Genomic DNA, 24,718 nt, shown 5'->3' on the forward strand with positions numbered 1-24,718 from the left:
CGACGACTTTGTTTCCTCCGCGTGTGCGGAGATAGACCGTGGTCAGTCAACTGCAATGGACCTCCAAAAAAGTTTCCTCCGCGTGTGCGGAGATAGACCCTGGTCGTAGACGGGATCAAGATAGGATTGGCCGTTTCCTCCGCGTGTGCGGAGATAGACCCTTCACAGACGACTGTATCGACGAGCGGACAGGGTTTCCTCCGCGTGTGCGGAGATAGACCCTGAGGATCGAGGTACTGGGTCTGAGCTTTGTAGTTTCCTCCGCGTGTGCGGAGATAGACCCCCATATGCCGGATCGATGATGGCGATGGGCGCGTTTCCTCCGCGTGTGCGGAGATAGACCCCCGGTAGGCGAACCCATACCCGAGTTCTGCCAGTTTCCTCCGCGTGTGCGGAGATACACCTTTCAGAAGATCGCCTCGGCGGTGGCGTGATGTTTCCTCCGCGCCCGCGCACACCTCTTCCAAGCCTCAAAACAAAACCGCCCGGCGATCTCTCGCCGGGCGGTTTTCCATTCGCAACCGAAAGAACCCGCTTACTTCCCCAACCCCGACTTCGCAATCGCCTGCTCCGCCGCCTGCGCATAGAGCGCGCCCAGATGCGTCGTCGGATGCACGGTGTCTGCGTACATGTACGTCTGGTCCGCGCCCGCGACGGTCAGCGTCTCCGGCGAGCAGAACAGCGAGGTGGCGAACGCTTGCGGATTGGGCTCGCCGAACTTCTGCGCCGCCGCCGCCATCGCCTGCAGGTTACAGGCCGTCCCGGTGTTCGAAACCGCGAATCCAAGCTGCTGATAATTCGCCGTGACATTGGCGAGCACCGGCACGATGTCCAGATAAATCACCTTCGGCATCAGTCCCGACTGCGTAAGCGCTGCCGCAAGCGCCTGATTGAAGCCGAGCGATGCCTGTGTGAGCAACGCGCGATTGGCCGCCGAGCTCATCATGCCCTGCGGCGTGGCGCCGATGTCCGGCACGTTCGACACCAGTACGTGCGTCGCGCCGCTCTGCACGACCTTGCCGATCAGACCGGCGAGGTCGATCGCCGCCTTGCCGATCGCTGCGCTCGCCTGTGCCGGCGTGATCGCGCCGGCCACGGCCCGCTGGAAGTTATAGAGGATGTCGTTGCCGCCGCCGTTCACAATCACGAGCTGGTTCGAATTGAAGCTGCCGTGTGCGCTGAGATAGTTCTGCACCTGCTGAACGATCGGCACCGTGAGCGCGCCCGTGTAATTCGCGGGATCGGTCGACACGTGATTGATCCCGATCGGATTCGTCACGAGCGCGCCACCTTGCGCGTAGCCGAGACCCGCTTGCGTGGCAGGCGGCGTGCCGAAGCCGCCCGTCATCGCCGGCGTGAGCGTATCGCCGTAATACTGCGCGACATTCTGCACCCAGACCTGACCCGGATTCGTCGTGAACCGGCCGCCGCCGAAGTTCGCCGCCGCGACCGGCGAATAGGTGCCGACGTCGGAAAGACTGTCGCCGAACGACACCACCTGCAGTTTCACGCCGCCCGCCGGCGTGGAATTGTTGTCATCGCCGCCGCCACCGCACGCGGCGAGCAGAGCGAAGGCCGCGCTGGCCGTCGCGACTTGGGCAAAGCGCACCAGTGCGGCGCGCGTCGAGCGTTGCTTGTTCATGGACCTCGTCTCCCTTCTTCGGTGTTTTCTAGTTCGATTGCGGCGCCTGACCTTGTTGCGGTCCGCCTGCCGCGTACCTGCGAGTTTAAGCGATGCCGCCCGCCCGCTCCGGTGCACACCTGCACCGGGCCAGCGGCGTGCCCGACAGCGTACACGCCGCGCGCACGTTACCGGACGTCACTTCGTAGAAGAAATCTTCGGTCCCGCCGGCTTTCCGTGCCCGCGAGCGCCGTATTCAGCCGATGGCCGAGCCGTTCAATCCGCCGCGCCCGGCCTGCGCACGCCTTCGTAGACCCATTCGAGCAGCGCATCGTGCGCGGCGCGCGCGGCTTCGGCGCGCGGATCATTGATGAAGCTCACGACGACATAGCTCTCGCCGTTCGCCGCGCCGACATAGCCCGCGATCGCCCGTACGTCGCGCAGCGTGCCGGTCTTGATGTGCGCGTTGCCGAGCGCGCCCGCGTTGGTGAGGCGGTTGCGCATCGTGCCGTCGACGCCCGCGACGGGCAGCGATTCGACGAACACCTGCGCGACCGGACTCGCGTTGGCCGCCATCAGCAGGTCGGCGAGCGAGCTCGCCGAGATGTGCTCGTCGCGCGAAAGGCCCGAGCCGTTGTCGAGCGTGAGGCCGCTCATCGGCAGGGCGCTGCGCTTCAGGAACGCCTGGATCGCCGCGGAGGATTTCGCGGTCGTCGCCGGCGGCTTCGATTGCGCCGCGCCGATCGTGAGGAACAGGTTGCGCGCCATCACGTTGTTGCTGAACTTGTTGATGTCGCGCACGACGTCCGACAGCACCGGACTGCGATGCGTGCCGACGAGCCGCGCGTTCGACGGCGTCGGGCCTTCGCGCGTCGTGCCCTGGAACGTGCCGCCCGCCTGCTTCCACAGTGCGAGAAAGCCGCCCGCGAAGAACGTCGAGTGATCGAGCGCCGCGACGTTGATCGTGCGCGAGCCGCAACGCAACGGATAGTCGCCGATGAACGATGCCTGCACGAAGCCGCCCTGTGTCTGCGCGACGCTCGGCGACGCCGCCTGGAGCGAGCCGGTGCAGGCGCCGCGCGTGACGCGCAGTTCGTTGTCGATCTGCAATTGCGCGAGTTGCGGCAGCACGTCGATGGAGACTTGTCCGTCGGGGCTCGGCGTCAGCGTGAAGGACAGCGACTTGAATGCGTACAGCAGCGGGTCCGGGCCGACGTTGTAGGGCGCGGTGTCATCGTTGTCGAAGGCGGGCAGATCGCGCGTGGAAGCGTCGAAGTAGCGCTTGTCGAGCACGAGCGCGCCATCGATGCCCGTGATGCCGTTCTTGCGCACCTGCTCGACGAGATCGATCAGCTCCTCCGGCACGAGCTTTGGATCGCCAGTACCCTGGATGTACAGATTGCCGTGCAGGACGCCCTGAGCATCGACGTCGCCGTCGGCATACGCGGTCGTCTTCCAGCGATAGTCCGGGCCGAGCATCGAGAGGCCGGCGTATGTGGTGACGAGCTTCATCGTCGAGGCGGGCAGCATCGGCTGGCTCGCGTTGACCGAGACGAGAGGCAACGGCGCGCCGACGCGCTGCACGACGACGCTCATCGACGAAAGCGGTACGTGCGCGTGCGCGAGCGCCGTCATCACCGATGCGGGCAGCGGTCCGGCGGGCACGCTCGCCTTCTCGGCACGCTCGCGCTCGGCCTTCGCGCGCTTCGCTTCGTTTTTCGCCGCGTGCTTCGACCGGGTTCCACCGATCGCCGCGCGCTCCGGCGATTGCGCCTGCGATTCGGACTTCGAGCCGCTGCGCGCCTCGGCGTAGGGCATATGGCCGAGCGCTGCGCAGGCGAAGGTTGCGGCGAGCGCGAACGAAGAGAGACGGCTGGGCAGGAAGCGAAATGCAGACGGCATGGACGAGCGTTGTTCTTGGACTGGATGGCAGGCGGCGGCGCGTGGCCGGGCAGGGGTGCGCCGCGCGGGAAGCGGCTATTGTAGACAAGCTGGCTTGCGGAAATCGTACGGGCTGAAAATCTTCGTCGGGCGATGGGCGTCGGGCGCGGCACGCCGTTGTCTTCCGAACGTGGACGATCGGCGCGGTTAAGTCGCGTTTAAGCCTGTGGCAAGCCCGCGCGGCTACAATGGGTCGCGGCTACGAGGCTGCCCATGTAACCACGAACAGACATGTGCCATGCGAATCCTGCTTGTCGAAGATGACCGGATGATTGCCGAAGGCGTACGCAAGGCGCTGCGCGCGGACGGCTTCGCAGTCGACTGGGTACAGGACGGCGAGGCTGCGCTCACCGCCGTCGCGGGCGAGTCCTATGACCTCATGCTGCTCGACCTCGGTCTACCCAAACGGGACGGCCTCGATGTGCTGAAAACTTTGCGCGCGCGGGCCAACGCCCTGCCGGTGCTGATCGTCACGGCGCGCGACGCGATTGCGGATCGCGTGAAGGGACTCGATGCCGGCGCGGACGATTACCTCGTCAAGCCCTTCGATCTCGACGAGCTCGGCGCGCGCATGCGTGCGCTCATCCGCCGGCACGCGGGGCGGGGCGAATCGCTCGTGCGCCACGGTGATTTGACGCTCGATCCGGTCGGTCATCAGGTGACGCTCGCGGGCGCGCCCGTGTCGCTGTCGGCGCGCGAGTTCGCGCTCCTCGAAGCGCTGATGGCGCGGCCCGGCGCGGTGCTGTCGAAAAGCCAGCTCGAGGAAAAGATCTATGGCTGGGGCGAGGAGATCGGCAGCAATACCGTCGAGGTGTATATCCATTCGCTGAGAAAGAAGCTCGGCGCCGATCTCATCCGCAACGTGCGTGGCCTCGGTTACATGGTCGCGAAGGACGCCTGATGCGGTCGATCCGCCGGCAATTGCTGATCTGGCTGCTCGCGCTCGTCATCGTCGGCGTGGGGTTTGCAGGATGGCTCATCTATCGGCAGGCGCTCGCGGAAGCCAACGAACTCTTCGACTACCAGTTGCAGCAGATCGCGGCCGCGCTGCCTTCGGAGCCGTTTTCGTCGGTGCTGAGTTCGCGCAGCGAGAGCGACGAGGGCGTCGTCATCCAGATCTGGAATCGCAACGGCGTGCTGATGTACTACTCGCATCCGCGCGTGCCGCTCGCGCCCCACGCGGAGCTCGGCTTTTCCACCGAAATGACGCCGCGCGGCGAATGGCGCGTGTATAGCGCGATCGTCGGCGACAACGTCGTGCAGCTCGCCCAGCCGCTGTCGATCCGCAATCGTGTCGCGGCGGGCGTCGCGTGGCGCACGCTGTGGCCGCTCGTGCTGCTGCTGCCGCTGCTCGGGCTTGCGATCTGGGTGATCGTGGGACTCGGCCTCGCGCCCTTGCAGCGCGTGACGCGCGCGCTCGACACACGTCATCCCGAAGCGCTCGATCCGCTCTCCGATCAACGTCTGCCGCAGGAAGTGCGGCCGGTCGTGCGCGCGCTGAATGCGCTGCTTTCGCGGCTGTCGGCTGCGCTCGATACGCAAAAGGCCTTCGTCGCCGACGCCGCGCACGAACTGCGCACGCCGCTCGCGGCGGTGCAGATCCAGGCGCAGCTCGTCGCGCGTGCGCAGGACGACGAAACGCGCCGCGAGGCGCTCGGGGATCTGCATGAAGGCATCGCGCGCGCCACGCGGCTTGCGGAACAATTGCTGGCTCTCGCGCGATCGGAGCCGGACGGCAAGGGTGTCGAGACGCAAGTCGATCTGCGCGAACTGCTGGAAGGCTGCGTGCGCGGTTATGTGCTGGTCGCGCAGGAGCGCGGCGTCGATCTCGGCATCGAAGTGAGCGAGCCGGCGATCGTGAAGGGCGATGCCGATTCGCTGCGCGTGATGTTCAACAATCTCATCGACAACGCGACGAAGTACACGCCCAAAGGCGGTCGCGTGGATGTCTGCCTGAAGGTGCGCGACGGACGTCCGGTCGTCGAAATCTCCGACACCGGGCCGGGCATTCCGCAAGAAGAACGCGAAAGAGTGTTCGACCGGTTCTATCGCGTCGGCGAGGGCGCGAATCGCGCACGCACGGATGTCGCGGGCAGCGGTCTCGGGCTTGCGATCGTGCGCCGCATCGCGGTTCAGCATGGCGCGGCGGTGTCGCTCGGGGAGTCGGAAGCGGGCGGGCTCAAGGTCACTGTGACGTTCTGATGCCGCGGTCGTTGGTTGACCGTTCTTGAAACAACGAGCAGCAGTCGACTAAGTTGAATGTGTCAGAAAGTAATGCAATGAGTTCGACCCAGTGCAGTATAAGCAAGCCGCACTACCAGGGGCGTCTGTTCGCGGAAACAGACGCCCCTTTACGTTTTTAAGAAAGGTTTAAGCGACACCCCGTAATCTTGCTCCATCGACATAGCGCGCTTCTCAAGCGCACATCCCCTCGTCAGGAGCACACGATGAAAGCGAAGATCCTCACCCGCAGCGCCGTCGCAGCGGCCGTTGCCGTTGCCTTGTCGGCGGGCTACGTGGCTGGGCACAACAACGTCCCGGCGCCGCAGGTCATCTCGCCCGCCGCAGCCGCGCTGATGCCCGCCGAAGCCGCGGCAAAAACAGGCATTCCCGATTTCTCCGGCCTCGTCGAGACATACGGTCCGGCCGTGGTGAATATCAGCGCGAAGCACGTCGTCAAGCAGACGTCGAATCGCCGCGGCCAGAGTCAACTGCCGATGGACCCCGACGATCCCTTCTATCAGTTCTTCAAGCGCTTCGGCGGCATGCCCGGCTTCGGCGGCGGCGACGGCGGTCCCGGTGCGGATCGTCCGAGCGAAGGTCTTGGTTCGGGCTTCATCGTGAGCAGCGACGGTTACATCCTGACGAACGCACACGTGGTCGACAACGCGAATGTCGTCACCGTGAAGCTCACGGACAAGCGCGAATATCGCGCGAAGGTCATCGGCGCGGACAAGCAGTCGGATGTCGCCGTGCTGAAGATCGACGCGAAGGACCTGCCGGTGGTGAAAATCGGCGATCCTAACGGCAGCAAGGTCGGCCAGTGGGTCGTCGCGATCGGCTCGCCATACGGATTCGACAACACCGTGACCTCGGGCATCATCAGCGCGAAGTCGCGCGCGTTGCCCAACGAAAACTACACACCGTTCATCCAGACCGACGTGCCGGTGAATCCGGGCAATTCGGGCGGCCCGCTTTTCAACCTGCAAGGCGAGGTGATCGGCATCAACTCGATGATCTATTCGCAAACGGGCGGCTTCCAGGGGCTTTCGTTCGCTATCCCGATCAATGAGGCAATCAAGGTCAAGGACGCGCTCATCAAGACGGGACACGTGGATCGCGGCCGTCTCGGCGTGACGGTGCAGGGCATGAACCAGACGCTCGCGAATTCGTTCGGCATGAAGTCGCCGCAAGGCGCGCTCGTGAGTTCGGTCGAGCCGGGAGGACCGGCCGCGAAGGGAGGGCTGCAGCCGGGCGACGTGATCACCGCGCTCAACGGCGTGCCGGTGACGGATTCCACTTCGCTGCCGTCGCAGGTCGCGGGCCTCTCGCCGGGTACGTCCGCGAAAGTGACGGTGTGGCGCGACAAGAGCGCGAAGGATCTTTCCGTGACAATCGGCGCGCTGAAGGATGCGAAGACCGCGAGCGCGAACACCGGCGGCGCCGACAGCGCGTCGGCGCAGGACGCGCGCCTCGGCGTCGCGGTGCGCCCGCTCACGCCGGAAGAGCGGCAGAACGATTCGCTTTCGCGCGGCCTGCTCGTGCAGCAGTCGAACGGCGCGGCGGCGAACGCGGGCATTCAGCCGGGCGATGTGATTCTCGCCGTGAACGGCCAGCCGGTCACGTCGGTGCAGCAATTGAAGTCGATGGTCCAGCACGCGGGCGACAGCATCGCGCTTCTGATCCAGCGTGACGATGCCCAGATCTTCGTGCCGGTCGATCTCGGCTGACGCGCGGCCGTCGGCTTGCGCGATGCGGGCACGAACCATGCTCTGCGGTTGCCTGGTGCCCCATCGCGTGACATCGACGCATCGGGCGTGACGCCGCCGGCTCCCGGGCGCGGCGGCACCGGACAAAGGAGCAGAAACATGACGAGCAAGACCACGGGCAAGCTGGCGGCCGCAGTTCTCGTTGCGGCGATGAGCGCCGGCATGACGGGCGGCGCCTGGGCGCAGCAAGCGGGCGGAGCGGCGGGTGGCACGACGAGCGACACGTCGAGCGCCGGCAATACCAACGGGGGCGGTCTGCCGCAGATCCAGCAGCAAGGCGACGTCTCCTACACATCGGGCGGCGTGGGACTCGACGAATCGCGGGCATTGTTGCGCGAACAGGCGCACTGGCCGTTGTCGCTGCGCTTCACGGGCCCGACCGCCGACTATCTCTCGGGCGTGCAGGTTCGCATCGTCGACGGCAAGGGCGGCGAGACGCTTTCCACCGAGTCGATGGGGCCGTACATGCTCGTCAAACTTCCGCCGGGCAGCTATACGGTCTACGCGAAGTACAAGGACCAGGAGAAAAAGCAGGCGGTGACCGTTGCCGGACCGGGCAAGGCCAAGGCGGCGTTCCACTGGAACATTCAGTAAGCGCGAGCGTCGAAAGGGGATACGCCCGGGCATCGAAAGCGCTCACGCAGTATCGGAAGTTTGTCTCATAATTAAGCCACGGGTGTCTCGATGACTCGTGGCTTTTTTCTTGGGATGTCGGTTCTCACGCGGGAGGGGCAGCACGATGGGCACGGAACTGAACGACGGACACCAGACGGCGCATCACATCGAGATCACGCTGAATGGACGGCGCTGCCGCGTGATCCATCAGGGCGTGACCTACGCCGATACGCACGCGTCCCTCACGCTCATCGAGCCGGGTGTGGAGAAAGTTCACTACTTCCCGCGCGCCGACGTAAACATGGCGCGCCTGGAACGCTCCATCCACACCACGCATTGCCCGAGCAAGGGCGAGGCCACGCACTATCACCTGCTGACCGAGGACGGCCCGGTCGAGAACGCCGCGTGGAGCTACGAAGCGCCGCTCGACGCCGCCGTAAAGATCAAGGGCTATCTCGCGTTTTACGGTTCGCGCGTCGATCGTATCGACGAAACGTCATAGGCGCGCATCCGAACAGACAGCCGAGGCCGGCTCGGCCATAACGAACGCATGCGATCCTTTTCGCGGAGGCTCGAATGGAAGTCACCGATGCCCTGTGCGTTCCGCTCGACCCGGCGCATGTCCGGGAAGCCTTGGGCGATCTCGCGCTGCTGCGCGCGAGCCTCGACAATTGCGAATCGTTCACACGCACGCCCGGCGGCGAGTATGTCCTCACGCTGATCGTGCCGCTCGGCGCGCTGCGGGCGCGCTACCAGATCCGCGCTCATGCCGCCGGGCGCACGCGTCAGGCGGCGCGCGCGCCAGGCGATACCACCGAAACCACCGAATCCGACGATGCCGTGTACGCCCGCACGCTGAGCTTCAAGGCGCGCGGCGAAGGCGTCGGCTCCTTGCGCGGGCAGATCGCGGTCGCGTTGAACCCGGACGACGACGGCGCCGCTACCTGGATCGAATACACCGTCTGGGCGACGGTATCGGGCCCGCTCGCCGGCTTGCCTGCCCGCCAGATCGAAAACGCGCTGCGCGAAGGCGCCGATGATTTCTTCGCCGAGTTCTGCGAAGTGGTGCGCGCGAAGCACGCGTTGCCGTCGATGCGCGCCGCGGGCGAGCGCACCGAGCGCCGGCACGTCTTCTTGCGGCCGAGCGCGATGTCGGCGGCGTTTTCGCGTCGCTCGGGCGCGATGCGCGGGCCGTCCGCCGATGCCCACGCGAGCGGCGTGCTGCGGCATCGGCTGAACGGGCATGGTTTCGTGCATCACGAGCGCGATCACTCCCACGATCCGCATCCGCTCGGCTTGCCCGTCTGGGCGTGGGCGGCGATGCTCGTGTGCGTCGCGCTGTTTGCCTACCTCGCACAGCATATCGCGCTCAAATGACGGTTACACGCCGCGAAACGCCCGTCGATAAGCCGACGGCGACGTCTTCAGCGTCTGCGCGAATTGCTGGCGCAGCGTCGCGCCGGTGCGAAAGCCGCTCTGTTCCGCGATGCGATCGATCGGAAGATCCGTGCCTTCGAGCAAGCGCTGCGCGAGCGCGACGCGTTGCCCGACGAGCCACGTGCTCACCGTCGCGCCCGTCGTTTCGCGAAAGCGCCGCGTGAAGTTGCGGCGGCTCATCGCCATGCGCGCGGCGAGCGCATCGAGTGAATGTTCGGTTTGGAGATTGGCGCGCAGCCAGTCGAGCAGACCGGCGAGCTTTTCGCCGTTCGGGCGCTCGGGAACCGGCTCGTCGATGAATTGCGCCTGCGATCCCTGCCGATGCGGCGGCACGACGAGCCGCCGCGCGACCTGATTCGCCGCGTGCGAGCCGGCCAGCTTGCGCAGCACGTGCAGGCAGCAATCGAGTCCGGCCGCGGTGCCGGCTGAAGTCGTGATGTTTTCGTCGTCGATATAGAGCACATTCGGATCGAGCCGGACCCTGGGATAGCGGCGCGCGAAATCGTCGGCCCACGCCCAGTGCGTCGTGGCCGCGCGGCCGTCGAGCAGGCCCGCCGCCGCGAGCACATACGAGCCGAGGCACAGCCCGACGACTTGCGCGCCGCGTGCATGCGCCGCGCGAAGCGCGTCGAGGAGCGCTTCGGGTGGCATCTCGTCCGGATCGCGCCACGACGGCACGATGATCACATCGGCGCCGGCGAGGGCGTCGAGCGAATGCCGGGCCGCGATCGTAAAGCCGGCGGAGGTTGCGAGCGCGTCCGGTTCGGCGGCGCAGACACGAAAGTCGAACGACGGCACGCCGATGCCGCTGCGCTCCTCGCCGAACACGATGCAAGGCACCGCAAGATGAAACGGGCTGATGCGGTCGAACGCGACGACGGCGATCGAATGGCGGGTCATGGCGCGGCTCCGGCGAAACGTCGATCTCGACATTTTGGCCCGATTCCGATGAAAGTTGGCGATCGGGCCACTTCTGGATACCGCGCGGGCGCGGCGACAATGCTTCGACCATCCACGAAGGAGCTGACCATGCCGCGCCGCGCCCTGATCGTCATCGATGTGCAGAACGAGTACATCGACGGCAACCTGTTGATCGAATATCCCGATGTGAACGTGTCGCTCGCGAATATCGCGCGCGCGATGGACGCCGCCGGGAAGCACGGCGTGCCGGTCGTCGTCGTGCAGAATTTCGCGCCGCCGGGCGCGCCGATCTTCGCGCGCGGCTCAGCAATGGCCGAGCTGCACGAAACGGTGGCGTCGCGGCCGCGCGCGCATTACATCGAGAAATCGCTGCCGAGCGCATTCGCCGGCACCGGTCTCGCCGACTGGCTGACGGCTCACGACATCGACACGATCGCGATCGCGGGCTACATGACGCACAACTGTGACGATTCGACCGTCAAGCACGCGGTGCATGCCGGCCTTGCCGTGGAACTTCTCGCGGATGCAACGGGCGCCGTGCCCTACGAAAACAGCGCGGGCCGTGCGACTGCGGAGGAGATCCACCGCGTGTTCACGGTGGTGATGCAATCGCGTTTCGCCGCCGTTCTCGGCACGGACGACTGGATCAGGGCATTGGAGAGCGGCGACGCGCCCGCGCGCGACAACATCTACGCGTCGAACCAGCGGGCGCGCGCCGCGAATTCAGGCGCTGGCCGGTAAGAGCAGGGCCGGGCTGCAGCGCAGGGCGTCGAAGCACGCGTCGATGAGCGCTTCGGCGTCGCGCTCCGGATGGACGATATCCGGCAGCATCAGCGAATCGTGCAGGATGCCGGTGAAGAGGCAGTGAAGCATCGTAGTTGCGCGGTTCGTATCGAGCGTTGCGGGAAGCTGCTTCTTTTCGACGGCGTTGCGCAGCGCACGCTCGATGCGCTCCATGCCGTCGCGCATGTTGTTCTGATGCCGCTCGCGCACCGGGCCCATTTCCTCGACGAACTCGCATTTCATGAAGAGGATGTCGAAGACGCGCCGGCGCTGCTCGTCGGTCGTGATGTTGCGCATGCACCAGACGAAAAGCTCCCGAAGGCGCTCGAGCGGATCCTCTTCCTTGCCGTCGAGCGTGGTTTCCACGAGTTCGTCGAGCGGCAGCAGGCTGCGGTCGAACATCGCGTTGAAGAGATCGCCCTTGTTGGCGAAATGCCAGTAGATCGCGCCGCGCGTGACGCCCGCCGCCTGCGCGATGTCCGCCAGCGTCGTACGTGATACGCCTTTTTCGTAAAAGACGCGCTCGGCCGCGTCGAGCACCCGGTTGCGCGTTGCCTGCGCTTCTTCCTTGGTTCGTCTGACCATATCGTGCGGCCTTTCGGGCCGTCTGCTCCTGCTTTCTGCCGTTGAAGGGGCGCGCCCGCGCGCCCTTGTCGAAGATTGGTCGACCGTAATCGATTCCCCTGAGCGATTTTTTTCTCAACTCCAATGGGGATAAACACGTACAGTTTTTTACATTCATCCACGAATGTATATACAATACCACCCGTTTACCAATATTCACAAATTCAGCCGACGATCAGATTTCGAATTAAGCTTCGTTTCCATTGCCCCGTTCCGGCCGTCCTTGGGCCACAGGCGGCGCTTCACAGCGTCGCGCACGGGCATGAAACGCCGGCCACTGGCCACGGCGCCGCTCATTCGTCGGACAGGTTTTGATTATTGGCAGCGTCCTCAGGGACGCTCGTGCGCGGCATTGCCCGGGGAAGGCCGCCGCGCACCTATTTCACTCTCAGTCTTAGACAGAGGTCGCTCCATGCGCGTCGAACGGGTTCCACTCCGCTTAATCACCGCCGCGACGGCTGCCGTGTTTCTGGCAGCGTGCGGGCAAAAACAATCAGCGCCTCCGCCGCAAACGCCCGAAGTGGGCATCGTCACCGTGCAGCCCACGAGCGTGCCGGTCGTCGTCGATTTGCCGGGCCGCACCAATGCCTACCTCGTCGCGCAAGTGCGCGCCCGGGTGGATGGCATCGTGCTGCGCCGTGAATTCACGGAAGGCTCCGAGGTCAAGGCCGGCCAGCGGCTCTACAAGATCGATCCGGCGCCGTACATCGCCGCGCTGAACAACGCGAAGGCGACGCTGGCGAAGGCGCAGGCGAACGTCGCGTCGCAGAACGCGCTCGTGGCGCGCTACAAGATTCTCGTCGCGGCCAACGCGGTGTCGAAGCAGGACTACGACAACGCCGTCGCCGCGCAAGGCCAGGCCGTGGCGGATGTCGCCGCGGGCAAGGCATCGGTCGATACCGCGCAAATCAACCTCGGCTATACCGACGTCGTTTCGCCGATCACCGGCCGCACCGGCTTGTCGCAGGTCACGCCGGGCGCGTATGTGCAGGCGAGCGCCGCGACGCTGCTCACGACCGTGCAGCAACTCGATCCGATCTATGTCGATCTGACGCAATCGAGCGTCGAGGGCCTCCAGTTGCGCAGGCAGATTCAGGAAGGCCGCCTGCAGACCGAAGGCATCCACGCCGCGAAGGTCACACTCGTGCTCGAAGACGGCCGCACTTACACCGAACAGGGCAAGCTGCAGTTCTCCGACGTGAGCGTCGACCAGAGCACCGGTTCGGTGACCGTGCGAGCGATCTTCCAGAACAAGGACCGCGTGCTCCTGCCGGGCATGTTCGTGCGTGCCCGCATCCAGGAAGGCACGAACGACCACGCACTCGTCGTGCCGCAGATCGGCGTCACGCATGACCAGAAGGGCACGCCGACCGCGCTCGTCGTCAACAAGGACGACAAGGTCGAGCTGCGTCAGCTCGTCACGAGCGCCACTTTCGGCAACAACTGGGTGGTCGACAGCGGCCTGAACGCGGGCGATCGCGTGATCGTGAACGGCGTGGAGAAAGCGAAGCCCGGCATGCAGGTGAAGCCGGTCGACGCGAAATTCCCCTATCCGGCATCCGACGCGCAGGCAGCGCAGGCACCGGGCGCATCCGGCGCGCAAGGCGCCGCCGCCCCGGCGAACGGAAGCGGCGCCAGTGGTGCGCAGGCCGCATCGGCCGCTTCGGGCGCGTAATAAAAGGGAGCCTGTTACATGGCAAAGTTTTTTATCGATCGACCGATCTTCGCGTGGGTGATCGCGATCATCCTGATGCTCGCGGGGATGGCGTCGATCTTCACGCTGCCGGTCGCGCAGTATCCGACGATCGCGCCGCCTGCGATCCAGATCAGCGCGACGTATCCGGGCGCATCGGCGAGCACCGTCGAAAACACGGTGACGCAGGTGATCGAGCAGCAGATGACCGGTCTCGACCACTTGCTGTACCTGTCGTCCACATCCGATGACTCCGGCACGGCCACGGTCACGCTGACGTTCGCGGCGGGCACGAACCCCGACATCGCGCAGGTGCAGGTGCAGAACAAGCTGCAGCTCGCCACGCCGCTTCTGCCGCAGGTCGTGCAGCAGCTCGGCACCAAGGTCACGAAGTCGAGCTCGAGCTTCCTGCTCGTGCTTGCGTTCGTGTCCGAAGACGGCAGCATGAGCAAGTACGACCTCGCGAACTACGTGGCGTCGAACGTGGCGGACCCGCTCTCGCGTATCAACGGCGTCGGCACCACGACGCTGTTCGGCTCGCAGTACGCGATGCGCGTCTGGCTCGATGCGACCAAGCTCACGAACTACTCGCTCACGCCGGTGGACGTGAAGAACGCCATCAACAACCAGAACGTGCAGGTGGCGGCGGGCGGTCTCGGCGGCACGCCGGCGGTCGCGGGGCAGATGCTCCAGGCGACCATCACGGAAGCGACGCTGCTGCGCACGCCGGAGCAGTTCGGCAACATCCTGCTGAAGGTGAATCAGGACGGCTCGCAAGTGCGCCTGAAGGATGTGGCGAAGATCGACCTCGGCGGCGAAAACTACAACTTCGATACGAAGTACAACGGACAGCCGACGGCCGGCTTCGGTATCCAGCTCGCGACGGGCGCGAACGCGCTGCAGACGGCGAAGCTCGTGCGGCAGAAGATCGACGACCTGTCGAAGTACTTTCCGCACGGCCTCGTCGTGAAGTATCCGTACGACACGACGCCGTTCGTGCGCCTGTCGATCGAGGAAGTGGTCAAGACGCTGATCGAAGGCATCGTGCTCGTGTTCCTCGTGATGTATCTGTTCCTGCAGAACCTGCGGGCGACGATCATCCCGACGATCGCGGTGCCGGTCGTTCTGCTCGGTACGTTCGCGATCATGTCGGCGGTGGGCTTCTCGATCAACGTGCTGTCGATGTTCGGCCTCGTGCTGGCGATCGGCCTGCTCGTGGACGATGCGATCGTGGTCGTGGAAAACGTCGAACGGGTGATGTCCGAGGAGCACTTGTCCCCACGCGACGCGACCCGCAAGGCGATGGGCCAGATCACCGGCGCACTGATCGGCGTGGCGCTCGTGCTGTCGGCGGTGTTCGTGCCGGTGGCGTTCTCGGGCGGCTCGGTCGGCGCCATCTACCGGCAGTTCTCGCTGACGATCGTCGCGGCGATGGTGCTGTCCGTGATGGTCGCGCTGATTCTCACGCCGGCGCTGTGCGCGACGATCCTGAAGCCGCATCCGGAAGGGCATCAGCCCGAGAAGACGGGCTTTTTCGGCTGGTTCAACCGCACCTTCAACAAGAGCCAGGAGAAGTATCACAGCGGCGTGCAGCACGTGATCCGTCGCTCGGGACGCTGGCTGATCATCTATATCGTCGTGATCGTCGCGGTGGGCATGCTGTTCCTTCGTCTGCCGAAGTCGTTCCTGCCCGATGAAGACCAGGGCACGATGTTCGTGCTCGTGCAGGCGCCGGCCGGTTCCACGCAGGAATACACGGCGCATGTGCTGAAGGACGTGCAGGACTATCTGCTGAAGGACGAGAAGGCGATCGTCGAATCGGTGTTCACGGTGAACGGCTTCTCGTTCGCGGGCCGCGGCCAGAACTCCGGTCTCGTGTTCGTGCGGATGAAGGACTACGCGGACCGCCAGCATAGCGACCAGAAGGTGCAGGCGCTCGTCGGGCGGATGTTCATGCACTTCGCGCCCTACAAGGACGCGATGATCTTCCCGGTCAATCCGCCATCGATTCCTGAACTCGGCACGGCGGCGGGCTTCGACTTCGAGCTGCAGGACCGCGCGGGCGTCGGCCACGCGAAACTGATGGAAGCGCGCAACATGCTGCTCGGCATGGCGGCGAAGGACCCGACGCTCGCGCAGGTGCGCCCGAACGGCCTGAACGACACGCCGCAGTTCAAGGTGAACATCGACCGCGAGAAGGCCAATGCGCTCGGCGTCGCGGTGTCGGACATCGACCAGACGTTCTCGATCGCATGGGCGTCGCAGTACGTGAACAACTTCCTCGACGTCGATAACCGGATCAAGAAGGTGTACGTGCAGGGCGACGGACCGTTCCGCATGAATCCGGACGACATCAACAAGTGGTACGTGCGCAATGGCGCCGGAACGATGGTGCCGTTCGGCGCGTTCGCGACCGGCAACTGGACCTATGGTTCGCCGAAGCTCGAGCGTTACAACGGTATTTCGGCGATGGAAATCCAGGGCGCGGCCGCGCCGGGCAAGTCGACCGGCCAGGCGATGACGGCGATGGAAGCGATCGCGGCGAAGCTGCCGGCGGGCATCGGCTACGAATGGACGGGTCTGTCGTATCAGGAGCGTCAGTCGGGCTCGCAGGCGCCGATCCTGTACGGCATCTCGATCCTCGTCGTGTTCCTGTGTCTCGCGGCGCTGTACGAAAGCTGGTCGATTCCGTTCTCGGTCATCATGGTCGTGCCGCTCGGCGTGCTCGGGGCGCTGCTCGCAGCGACGCTGCGCGGCCTGGAAAACGACGTGTTCTTCCAGGTCGGCCTCTTGACGACGGTGGGCCTTTCGGCGAAGAACGCGATTCTGATCGTGGAATTCGCGCGTGAGTTGCGCATGCAGGGCATGTCGACGGTGGCAGCGGCGATGGAAGCGGCGCGCCTGCGGTTGCGCCCGATTCTGATGACGTCGCTCGCGTTCATTCTCGGCGTGATGCCGCTCGCGATCAGCAACGGCGCGGGCTCGGCAAGCCAGCATGCAATCGGCACCGGCGTGATCGGCGGCATGTTGACCGCGACCTTCCTCGCCATTTTCATGATCCCGATGTTCTTCGTCGTGATCTCGAAATTCAGCAAGAGCAAGGACGTGCCGTCGCCGGGTACATCGGGTGATGTCGAAGGTCCGCATGGCGGCTCGCAGAACGGCTCCGATAAGGAAGGACATTGAAATGCTTAAACATTCCTTGATCGCGGCCGCCGTGGCGGTATTCGCCGCGGGCTGCACGCTCCAGCCGAAATACGAACAGCCCGCGGCGCCCGTCGCGCAGACGTTTCCGGAAGGCGGCGTGTACGCGCACCAGCCGGACGCGTCGTCGTCGGCGAGCAATGGCCGCACCGCGAATGGGCAGAGCGCGCCCGAGATCGGCTGGCGCGATTTCTTCGCCGATCCACGCCTGAAGAGAATCGTCGAGCTCGCGCTAAAGAACAATCGCGACCTGCGCGTCTCGGTGCTCAACGTCGATGCGGCGCGCGCGCAGTATCAGATCACGCGCGCCGGGCTCTTCCCGGCGCTCGAAGGCGCCGCGTCGCAGAGCAAGCAGCGCACGCCGAAGAATCTGTCGTTCTTCAACCAGACGATCTCGAACACGTATTCGGTCGGCCTGAACGCGTCGTGGGAAATCGACTTCTTCGGGCGAATCCGCAGCCTGAAGGATCAGGCGCTCGCGCAATATCTGTCGACGGCCGAATCGCGCAAGGCGGCGGAAATCGCGCTCGTGTCGTCGGTGGCGGACCAGTATCTGACGATGCTCGCCTACGACGATCAGCTCACCGTCACGCAGAACACGCTGAAGACGGCGCAGGAATCGTTCCGCATCACGAAGCTGCAGTACGACAACGGCACCGGCACCGAGCTGGACTTGCGTCAGTCGGAAGGCGTCGTCGAAGAGGCGCAGGCGAACCTGCAGACCCAATCGCGTTTGCGCGCGCAGGCGGAAAACGCGCTGGTGCTGCTCGTGGGCGAACCGCTGCCTGCGGATCTGCCGGCCGGCATGCCGCTCGACACGCAGAACCTGCTGTCCGACATTCCGGCGGGCCTGCCGTCGGATCTCCTGACGCGCCGTCCCGATATCGCGGCGGCGGAGCAGTCGCTGCTCGCGGCCAACGCGAACATCGGCGCGGCGCGGGCGGCGTTCTTCCCGCGCGTTTCGCTGACGGGCAGCTTCGGCACGCTGTCGCCGACGCTCGGCGGACTCTTCAAGCCGGGCTCGGCCGCGTGGTCGTTCGCGCCGCAGATCACGGTGCCGATCTTCGAGGGCGGCCAGAACAAGGCCAATCTCGATCTCGCGAACGTGCAGAAGCGCATCGAGATCGCCAACTACGAGAAGGCGATCCAGACCGCGTTTCGCGAAGTCGCGGACGGCCTCGCCGCGCGCGGCACCTTCGACGAGCAGATCAAGTCGCTCGAGCGCTTCGTGACTTCGCAGAGCCGGCGTCTGGAGTTGTCGGACCTGCGTTATCGCAACGGTGTGGACAGCTATCTCGCGGTGCTGACCGCGCAGACGGCGCTGTACGAGGCGCAGCAGTTGCTGATCACGGCGCGGCTGAACCGCCTGACCAACCTCGTCGATCTGTATCAGTTCATGGGCGGCGGATGGATCGAGCGCTCCGGCGAAGCGCCGCGCCCGGCGGACGCGCCTGTCGATTACGGCTCGCAGGGCACGCCGCCGCAGCCGGCCTCGGCTCCCGCGGCGGGCTGAACCGCCTGACGTGATCGACGCGATGCAAGCGAAGCCCGGCCAAGCGCCGGGCTTTTTCATTGCGCTTTCAGCGATGTCTCAATTTCTCCGCGTATTCCGCAGATTTGTTCTGGCTGTTATCAATTTGTGACAGAACGGCGGTTTGATTGAGTCTGATCGATCGCGATCGATAACTATAATCGGCGGCTCGTCACAGTCGCGACGCCGCGTTTCCGTTTGAGATACATCAAGATCGGTTGCCATCGGGCGCAAACGAGCGACGTGACAATTTAGTCATCCTGAAAACATCGTCTGTTCGGGAAGCGATCGGCTTTTCCGGCGCCCGGGCACACCGGGCGCCGCGATCCGCGACTTTCGCATCGCACGAGAACACGTCGCGTGCGCGGCCCGCCATGAACGCGAGGACGCGCTCGCCTTTCATCTTCAGCCAACAAAGAGGCCTGCGTCCCATGCGTCTCAAACGGATTCCATACCGCCTCATCGGTATCACGACGGCCGCCCTGCTTGCGGCCGGTTGCGGGGAGAAGCCTCCCGCGATGGCGCCGCACACGCCGGAAGTCGGCGTCGTCACGCTCGCGCCGGCCGCGGTGCCGGTCGTCGCGGAACTGACGGGCCGCACGAGCGCTTTCCTCGACGCCCAGGTGCGCGCGCGCGTCGACGGCATCGTGCTGCGCCGCGAATTCACCGAAGGCAGCGTCGTGAGGGCGGGGCAGCGGCTTTACAAGATCGATCCGGCACCGTACATCGCACAACTGAACAACGCGAAGGCGTCGTATGCGAAGGCCCAGGCGAACCTCGTGTCGACGTCCGCGCAGGCCGAGCGCTACAAGGTGCTCGTCGCGTCGAACGCGGTCAGCAAGCAGGACTACGACAACGCCGTGGCCGCGCTCGGGCAGGCCGAAGCCGATGTCGCCGCCGTGAAGGCCGCGATCGACACCGCGCAGATCAACCTCGGCCATACCGAGGTCACGTCGCCGATCTCGGGACAAACAGGCATTTCTCAGGTCACGCCCGGCGCCTATGTCCAGGCAGCGCAGGCGACGCTGATGGTGACGGTTCAGCAGCTCGATCCGATGTACGTCGATCTCACGCAATCGAGCCTCGACGGCCTCAAGCTGCGCCGCCAGATCCAGGAAGGTCGCCTTGCGACGAACGGCCCGAACGCCGCGAAGGTCACGCTGATTCTGGAAGACGGCCGCGTCTACTCCGAGCAGGGCAGGCTGCAATTCAGCGATGTGACCGTGGACCCCACGACCGGCTCGGTCACCGTGCGCGCGGTATTCCCGAACAAGGACCGCGTGCTGCTGCCGGGCATGTTCGTGCGGGCGCGCGTCGAGGAAGGCGTGAATCCGAACGCGCTCGTCGTGCCGGTGCAGGGCGTCACGCATGACCAGAAGGGCACCGCGCTCGCGATGGTCGTCGACAAGGACAACAAGGTCGCGATGCGTCCGCTCGTGACATCCGGCACGCACGGCCAGAACTGGGTGGTAAACAGCGGCTTGAATCCCGGCGACCGCGTGATCGTCGAGGGCATCGACAAGGCGCGTCCGGGCACGGAAGTGAAGGCGGTGCCCGCGCACCTGCCCGAAGCGCCCGCCGATGCGACGGCCGCCGCGCCCGCGTCCGGCGCCGCCGGCGGTTGAGGACGGGAGACACGCTTCATGGCCAAGTTCTTCATCGACCGCCCCATTTTCGCGTGGGTGATCGCGATCATCCTGATGCTGGCGGGCATCGCGTCGGTGGCGACGCTGCCGGTCGCGCAGTATCCGACCATCGCGCCGCCGTCCATTCAGATCGCAGCGACGTATCCGGGCGCGTCGGCGCAGACCGTCGAAAACACGGTCACGCAGGTGATCGAGCAGCAGATGAGCGGCCTTGACCACCTGCTCTATCTGTCCTCCGCCTCGGACGACAGCGGCACCGCCACCGTCACGCTGACCTTCGCGGCGGGCACCAACGCCGACATCGCGCAGGTGCAGGTGCAGAACAAGCTGCAACTGGCCACGCCCAATCTGCCGGCCATCGTGCAGCAACTGGGCACCAGCGTCACCAAGTCGAGCAGCAGCTTCCTGCTCGTGCTGGCGTTCGTGTCCGAAGACGGAAGCATGAACCGCGACGACCTCGCGAACTACGTGGCCTCGCACGTGCAGGATCCGATCAGCCGTCTGAACGGCGTCGGCACCGTGACGCTGTTCGGCTCGCAGTACGCCATGCGGATCTGGCTCGATCCGAACAAGCTCGCGCAATACGGCCTCATGCCGGTGGACGTGCAGAACGCGCTGCAGTCGCAGAACGTGCAGGTCGCGGGCGGGCAACTGGGCGGCGTGCCCGCCGTGCCGGGCCAGTCGATGCAGGCGACCATCACCGAAGCGACACTCCTGCGCACGCCCGAGCAGTTCGGCAACGTGCTCCTGAAAGTGAACCGGGACGGCTCGCAGGTGCGCATCCGCGACGTGGCGCGCGTCGGTCTGGGCGGCGAGAGCTACAACTTCGAGACGCAGTACAACGGCCGTCCGGCGGCGGGCTTCGGCATTCAGCTCGCGACCGGCGCGAACGCGCTCGCCACCGCCAACGCCGTGCGCGCGAAGATCGATCAGCTCTCGAAGTTCTTCCCGCATGGTCTCGTCGTGAAGTACCCGTACGACACCACGCCGTTCGTGAAGCAGTCCATCTCCGACGTCGTGAAGACACTCATCGAGGCCATCGTGCTGGTGTTCCTCGTGATGTACCTGTTCCTGCAGAACCTGCGCGCAACGCTGATTCCGACTATCGCCGTACCGGTGGTGCTGCTCGGCACGTTCGGGATCATGGCGGCCGCGGGCTTCTCGATCAACACGCTGTCGATGTTCGGCCTCGTGCTCGCGATCGGCTTGCTCGTCGACGATGCGATCGTGGTCGTGGAGAACGTCGAGCGCGTGATGACGGAAGAGGGCTTGCCGCCGAAGGAAGCCACGAAGAAGGCGATGAGCCAGATTACCGGCGCGCTCGTCGGCGTGGCGCTCGTGCTGGCGGCCGTGTTCGTGCCGGTCGCGTTCTCGGGCGGCTCGGTCGGCGCGATCTATCGCCAGTTCTCGCTGACGATCGTCTCCGCGATGGGCCTCTCGGTCCTCACCGCGATGGTGCTCACCCCGGCGCTGTGCGCGACCATGCTGAAGCCGCACCCGCAAGGACACGAGGAGAAAAAGACGGGCTTTCTCGGCTGGTTCAACCGCACGTTCGCGAAGAGCCAGGCGAAGTATCACGGCGCCGTGGCGCATGTCATCAGGCGCTCGGGGCGCTGGCTCATCATATATCTCGTGGTCGTCGTGGCGGTCGGCATGCTGTTCGCGCGCCTGCCGAAGGCGTTCCTGCCGGATGAAGACCAGGGCACGATGTTCGTGCTGGTGGCCACGCCCGCCGGCGCCACGCAGGAAATGACACAGCGCGCGCTCGACGATGTCGCCGGTTATCTGCGGAAGAAGGAAAGCTCGACCGTCGAATCGGTATTTACAGTGAACGGCTTCAGCTTCGCGGGCCACGGCCAGAACTCCGGCCTCGTCTTCGTGCGGCTGAAGGACTTCAATCAGCGCACGGGCGCCAACGAAAAAATTCAGGCGCTCGTGGGCCGCACGTTCGGCGCGTTCGCCGGTTACAAGAACGCGCTCGTCTTTCCGGTGAACCCGCCATCCATTCCGGAACTGGGCACGGCGTCGGGCTTCGACTTCGAGCTTCAGGACCGCGCCGGTCTCGGGCACGAAAAGCTCATGCAGGCGCGCGGCATGTTGCTCGGCATGGCCGCGAAAGATCCGGCGCTCGCCCAGGTGCGGCCGAACGGCCTCGACGACGCGCCGCAGTTCAAGGTGAGCATCGACCGGCAGAAGGCGCTCGCGCAGGGCGTCGACCCGTCGATGATCGACCAGACGTTCTCGATCGCGTGGGCATCGCGGTACGTGAACAACTTCCTCGATACCGACAGCCGCATCAAGAAGGTCTACATGCAGAGCGATGCCCCGTTCCGCATGTCGCCGGAGAACATCAACAGCTGGTACGTGCGCAATGCGTCCGGCTCGATGGTGCCGTTCTCGTCGTTCGCGACGACCGAGTGGAGCTACGGCTCGCCCAAGCTCGAGCGTTACAACGGCCAGTCGTCGATCGAAATACAGGGTGTCGCGGCTCCGGGCAAATCCACCGGACAGGCGATGGCCGCGATGGAAGCGCTCGCCGCCAAGCTCCCCGCGGGCATCGGCTTCGAATGGACGGGACTGTCGTATCAGCAGATCCAGTCGGGTTCGCAGGCGCCGATGCTCTACGGCATCTCGATTCTCGTCGTGTTCCTGTGTCTCGCGGCGCTGTACGAGAGCTGGTCGATTCCGTTCTCCGTGATCATGGTCGTGCCGCTCGGCGTGATCGGCGCGCTGCTCGCCGTGTCGTTGCGCGGACTGGAGAACGACGTGTTCTTCCAGGTGGGCCTGCTCACCACGGTGGGTCTGTCGGCGAAGAACGCGATTCTGATCGTCGAGTTCGCGCGCGATCTCCAGCTCTCGCAAAAGATGGGGCCGGTCGAGGCGGCACTCGAAGCCGCGCGCCTGCGCCTGCGCCCCATTCTGATGACCTCGCTCGCGTTCATTCTCGGCACGATGCCGCTCGCGATCAGCAACGGCGCCGGTTCGGGTAGCCAGCACGCGATCGGCACGGGTGTGATCGGCGGCATGGTGACCGCGACTTTCCTCGCCATTTTCATGGTGCCGATGTTCTTCGTCGTCGTGCGCTCGCGTTTCGGCGGCGACAAGGAAGACACGGATGCCGCGCTCGCGCGATACGAAGCGCAGCGGCGCGCGCAACCGGGCAACGAAGGACACTGACATGCGTAGACTTTCCCTGACTGCAATGGCCGTCGCCGCGCTGGCGACAGGCTGCACGCTGGCACCGACGTACGAGCGCCCCGCGATGCCCGCATCGGCGAGCTTTCCCGCGGACGGCGTCTACGCGACGCAGCCGCGCGCGGCGAGCGGCGGTACGCGCAGCGCGAACGGGGTGGCCGCGGCGGATATCGGCTGGCGTGACTTTTTCGTCGATGCAAGGCTGCAACGGCTCATCGATATCGCATTGAAGAACAATCGCGATCTGCGCGTTGCGCTGCTTAACGTGCAGGCTGCGCAGGCGCAATACCGCATCACGCGCGCCGGGCTGTTCCCGACGCTCGGCGCGCAGGCGTCCCAGACGAAGTCGCGCACGCCGGCGGAGCTGTCGTTCTTCAACCAGACCATTTCGAACACGTATGACGTGGGCTTGAACGCGTCGTGGGAAATCGACCTGTTCGGCCGCGTGCAGAGCCTGAAGGATCAGGCGCTCGCGAAGTATTTCGCGACGGCATATGCGCGCAAAGCCGCGGAAATATCGCTGGTGTCGCAGGTGGCGACACAGTATCTGCAAGTGCTGCAAGCCGATGACCTGCTCGCCCTGACACGCCAGACGCTCAAGAGCGCGAGCGATTCCTACGGCATCGTGAAGCTCCAGTTCGATAACGGCGTGACATCCGAGCTCGATCTGAGCCAGTCGCGCACGGTGATGGAAAGCGCGGCGGCGAATCTTCAGGCGCAGGAGCGCGCGCGAGCGCAGGCGGTGAATGCGCTCGTGCTGCTGCTCGGCGAGCCGATGCCGGACGATCTGCCCGGCGGCATGCCGCTCGACGGACAGAACCTGCTCACGGATATTCCGGCGGGCTTGCCGTCGGATCTGCTGCTGCGCCGGCCGGACATCATGGAGGCCGAGCAGAACCTGCTGGCGGCGAATGCGAATATCGGCGCGGCGCGTGCGGCGTTCTTCCCGAGCATTTCGCTCACCGGCAGTTTCGGCACGTTGAGCCCGACGCTCGGCGGCCTGTTCAAGGCGGGCTCGGCGGCATGGAGTTTTGCGCCGACCATCACGTTGCCGATCTTCGACGGCGGGCAGAATCTGGCGAATCTGGATGCCGCGAACATCGGGAAGAAGATCGAGATCGCGCAATACGAGAAGGCGATTCAGTCGGCATTCCGCGACGTGGCGGATGGGCTCGCTGCGCGCGGCACGTATGATCAGCAGATCGGGGCGCTCGAGCGCGATACGGCCGCGCAGCAGCGTCGGCTGGATCTGTCGACGTTGCGGTACCGGCAGGGCGTGGATAGTTATCTCGGCGTGTTGACCGCGCAGCAGGACCTGTACGCGGCGCAGCAGACGTTGATCGCGGCGAGAACGCAGCGATTGGCGAATCTCGTGGCGCTGTATCAGGCGCTGGGAGGCGGGTGGATCGAGCGGACGGGCGATGCGCCGCGGGCGGTGGATGCGGGGGACAGGGCCTCGTAAGGTGAGGCTGCGCCTTGGGCTTTCATGAATGGCCTGTGTTCTTGCTGGTTTATAAG

17 protein-coding genes and 1 CRISPR repeat array (1 of these 18 running past the window's edge) are annotated in these 24,718 nt (G+C 65.3%); of the genes, 13 read left to right on the plus strand and 4 right to left on the minus strand.

The genetic code is table 11. The features are described 5' to 3' along the window. Positions 1-404: a CRISPR direct-repeat array (repeat unit 28 nt; unit sequence GTTTCCTCCGCGTGTGCGGAGATAGACC); it begins 600 nt to the left of the window's first position. 131 nt (positions 405-535) lie between these two features. Continuing rightward, positions 536-1,642 carry an SGNH/GDSL hydrolase family protein gene (locus tag NCR38_RS02545; RefSeq protein WP_061117696.1) on the minus strand — a complete coding sequence of 369 codons (1,107 nt, stop codon included), beginning with the start codon at positions 1,640-1,642 and terminating at the stop codon, positions 536-538. 255 nt (positions 1,643-1,897) lie between these two features. Next, positions 1,898-3,523, minus strand: a complete 1,626-nt coding sequence (gene dacB, locus NCR38_RS02550; protein WP_250476340.1) for a D-alanyl-D-alanine carboxypeptidase/D-alanyl-D-alanine-endopeptidase — start codon at positions 3,521-3,523, stop codon at positions 1,898-1,900. Between the two features lie 277 nt (positions 3,524-3,800). Between dacB and NCR38_RS02555 the strand changes: the two genes are divergently transcribed. From NCR38_RS02555 to NCR38_RS02580, 6 genes are all read left to right on the plus strand, one after another. After that, positions 3,801-4,463: a response regulator gene (locus NCR38_RS02555; RefSeq protein WP_061117694.1), complete on the plus strand. Its 663-nt coding sequence runs from the start codon at positions 3,801-3,803 to the stop codon at positions 4,461-4,463. Continuing rightward, complete coding sequence (locus NCR38_RS02560) at positions 4,463-5,764, plus strand: ATP-binding protein (protein WP_061117693.1); 1,302 nt, start codon at positions 4,463-4,465, stop codon at positions 5,762-5,764. The genes NCR38_RS02555 and NCR38_RS02560 overlap by 1 nt, the downstream gene beginning before the upstream one ends. A gap of 245 nt (positions 5,765-6,009) precedes the next feature. Beyond that, positions 6,010-7,512 carry a DegQ family serine endoprotease gene (locus NCR38_RS02565; RefSeq protein ID WP_061117692.1) on the plus strand — a complete coding sequence of 501 codons (1,503 nt, stop codon included), beginning with the start codon at positions 6,010-6,012 and terminating at the stop codon, positions 7,510-7,512. A gap of 138 nt (positions 7,513-7,650) precedes the next feature. Then, a complete protein-coding gene (locus tag NCR38_RS02570) occupies positions 7,651-8,145 on the plus strand; it encodes a hypothetical protein (RefSeq protein WP_061117872.1) in 495 nt (164 codons plus the stop codon). Positions 8,146-8,290: 145 nt separating this feature from the next. Then, complete coding sequence (locus NCR38_RS02575; RefSeq protein ID WP_061117691.1) at positions 8,291-8,668, plus strand: DUF427 domain-containing protein; 378 nt, start codon at positions 8,291-8,293, stop codon at positions 8,666-8,668. A 74-nt stretch (positions 8,669-8,742) separates the two neighbouring features. Continuing rightward, the gene (locus NCR38_RS02580) at positions 8,743-9,543 is read left to right on the plus strand and encodes a CoxG family protein (protein WP_061117690.1); all 801 of its coding nucleotides are present in this window, start codon (positions 8,743-8,745) and stop codon (positions 9,541-9,543) included. A gap of 3 nt (positions 9,544-9,546) precedes the next feature. Here the strand turns inward: NCR38_RS02580 and NCR38_RS02585 are convergent, their stop codons facing one another. Then, positions 9,547-10,503, minus strand: a complete 957-nt coding sequence (locus NCR38_RS02585) for a helix-turn-helix domain-containing protein (RefSeq protein WP_250476341.1) — start codon at positions 10,501-10,503, stop codon at positions 9,547-9,549. A 123-nt stretch (positions 10,504-10,626) separates the two neighbouring features. On the opposite strand from NCR38_RS02585, the gene NCR38_RS02590 reads away from it, so the two are divergent. Continuing rightward, the gene (locus NCR38_RS02590) at positions 10,627-11,265 is read left to right on the plus strand and encodes a cysteine hydrolase family protein (protein WP_250476358.1); all 639 of its coding nucleotides are present in this window, start codon (positions 10,627-10,629) and stop codon (positions 11,263-11,265) included. On the opposite strand, the gene NCR38_RS02595 is transcribed toward NCR38_RS02590, so the two are convergent. Next, complete coding sequence (locus tag NCR38_RS02595; protein ID WP_061117688.1) at positions 11,248-11,892, minus strand: TetR family transcriptional regulator; 645 nt, start codon at positions 11,890-11,892, stop codon at positions 11,248-11,250. The genes NCR38_RS02590 and NCR38_RS02595 overlap by 18 nt on opposite strands. Positions 11,893-12,343: 451 nt before the next feature. Between NCR38_RS02595 and NCR38_RS02600 the strand changes: the two genes are divergently transcribed. The 6 genes from NCR38_RS02600 (at position 12,344) to NCR38_RS02625 (ending at position 24,662) form a co-directional block, all read left to right on the plus strand. Next, positions 12,344-13,606 (plus strand): efflux RND transporter periplasmic adaptor subunit, encoded by a 1,263-nt coding sequence (locus tag NCR38_RS02600; protein ID WP_061117687.1) that lies wholly within the window; start codon positions 12,344-12,346, stop codon positions 13,604-13,606. Positions 13,607-13,624: 18 nt separating this feature from the next. Next, positions 13,625-16,810, plus strand: coding sequence for an efflux RND transporter permease subunit (locus tag NCR38_RS02605; RefSeq protein ID WP_061117686.1), 3,186 nt, complete (start codon positions 13,625-13,627; stop codon positions 16,808-16,810). A 1-nt stretch (position 16,811) separates the two neighbouring features. Beyond that, the gene (locus NCR38_RS02610) at positions 16,812-18,341 is read left to right on the plus strand and encodes an efflux transporter outer membrane subunit (RefSeq protein ID WP_061117685.1); all 1,530 of its coding nucleotides are present in this window, start codon (positions 16,812-16,814) and stop codon (positions 18,339-18,341) included. Between the two features lie 449 nt (positions 18,342-18,790). Then, complete coding sequence (locus NCR38_RS02615) at positions 18,791-19,984, plus strand: efflux RND transporter periplasmic adaptor subunit (RefSeq protein WP_061117870.1); 1,194 nt, start codon at positions 18,791-18,793, stop codon at positions 19,982-19,984. 18 nt (positions 19,985-20,002) lie between these two features. Next, on the plus strand, positions 20,003-23,182 hold the full coding sequence (locus NCR38_RS02620; protein ID WP_061117684.1) for an efflux RND transporter permease subunit: 3,180 nt from the start codon (positions 20,003-20,005) through the stop codon (positions 23,180-23,182). Between the two features lies 1 nt (position 23,183). Further along, on the plus strand, positions 23,184-24,662 hold the full coding sequence (locus NCR38_RS02625) for an efflux transporter outer membrane subunit (RefSeq protein ID WP_250476342.1): 1,479 nt from the start codon (positions 23,184-23,186) through the stop codon (positions 24,660-24,662). Positions 24,663-24,718: the final 56 nt, after the last annotated feature.

Origin of the sequence: Caballeronia sp. INML1 (assembly GCF_023631085.1) — a bacterium.
GTDB lineage: Bacteria > Pseudomonadota > Gammaproteobacteria > Burkholderiales > Burkholderiaceae > Caballeronia > Caballeronia turbans.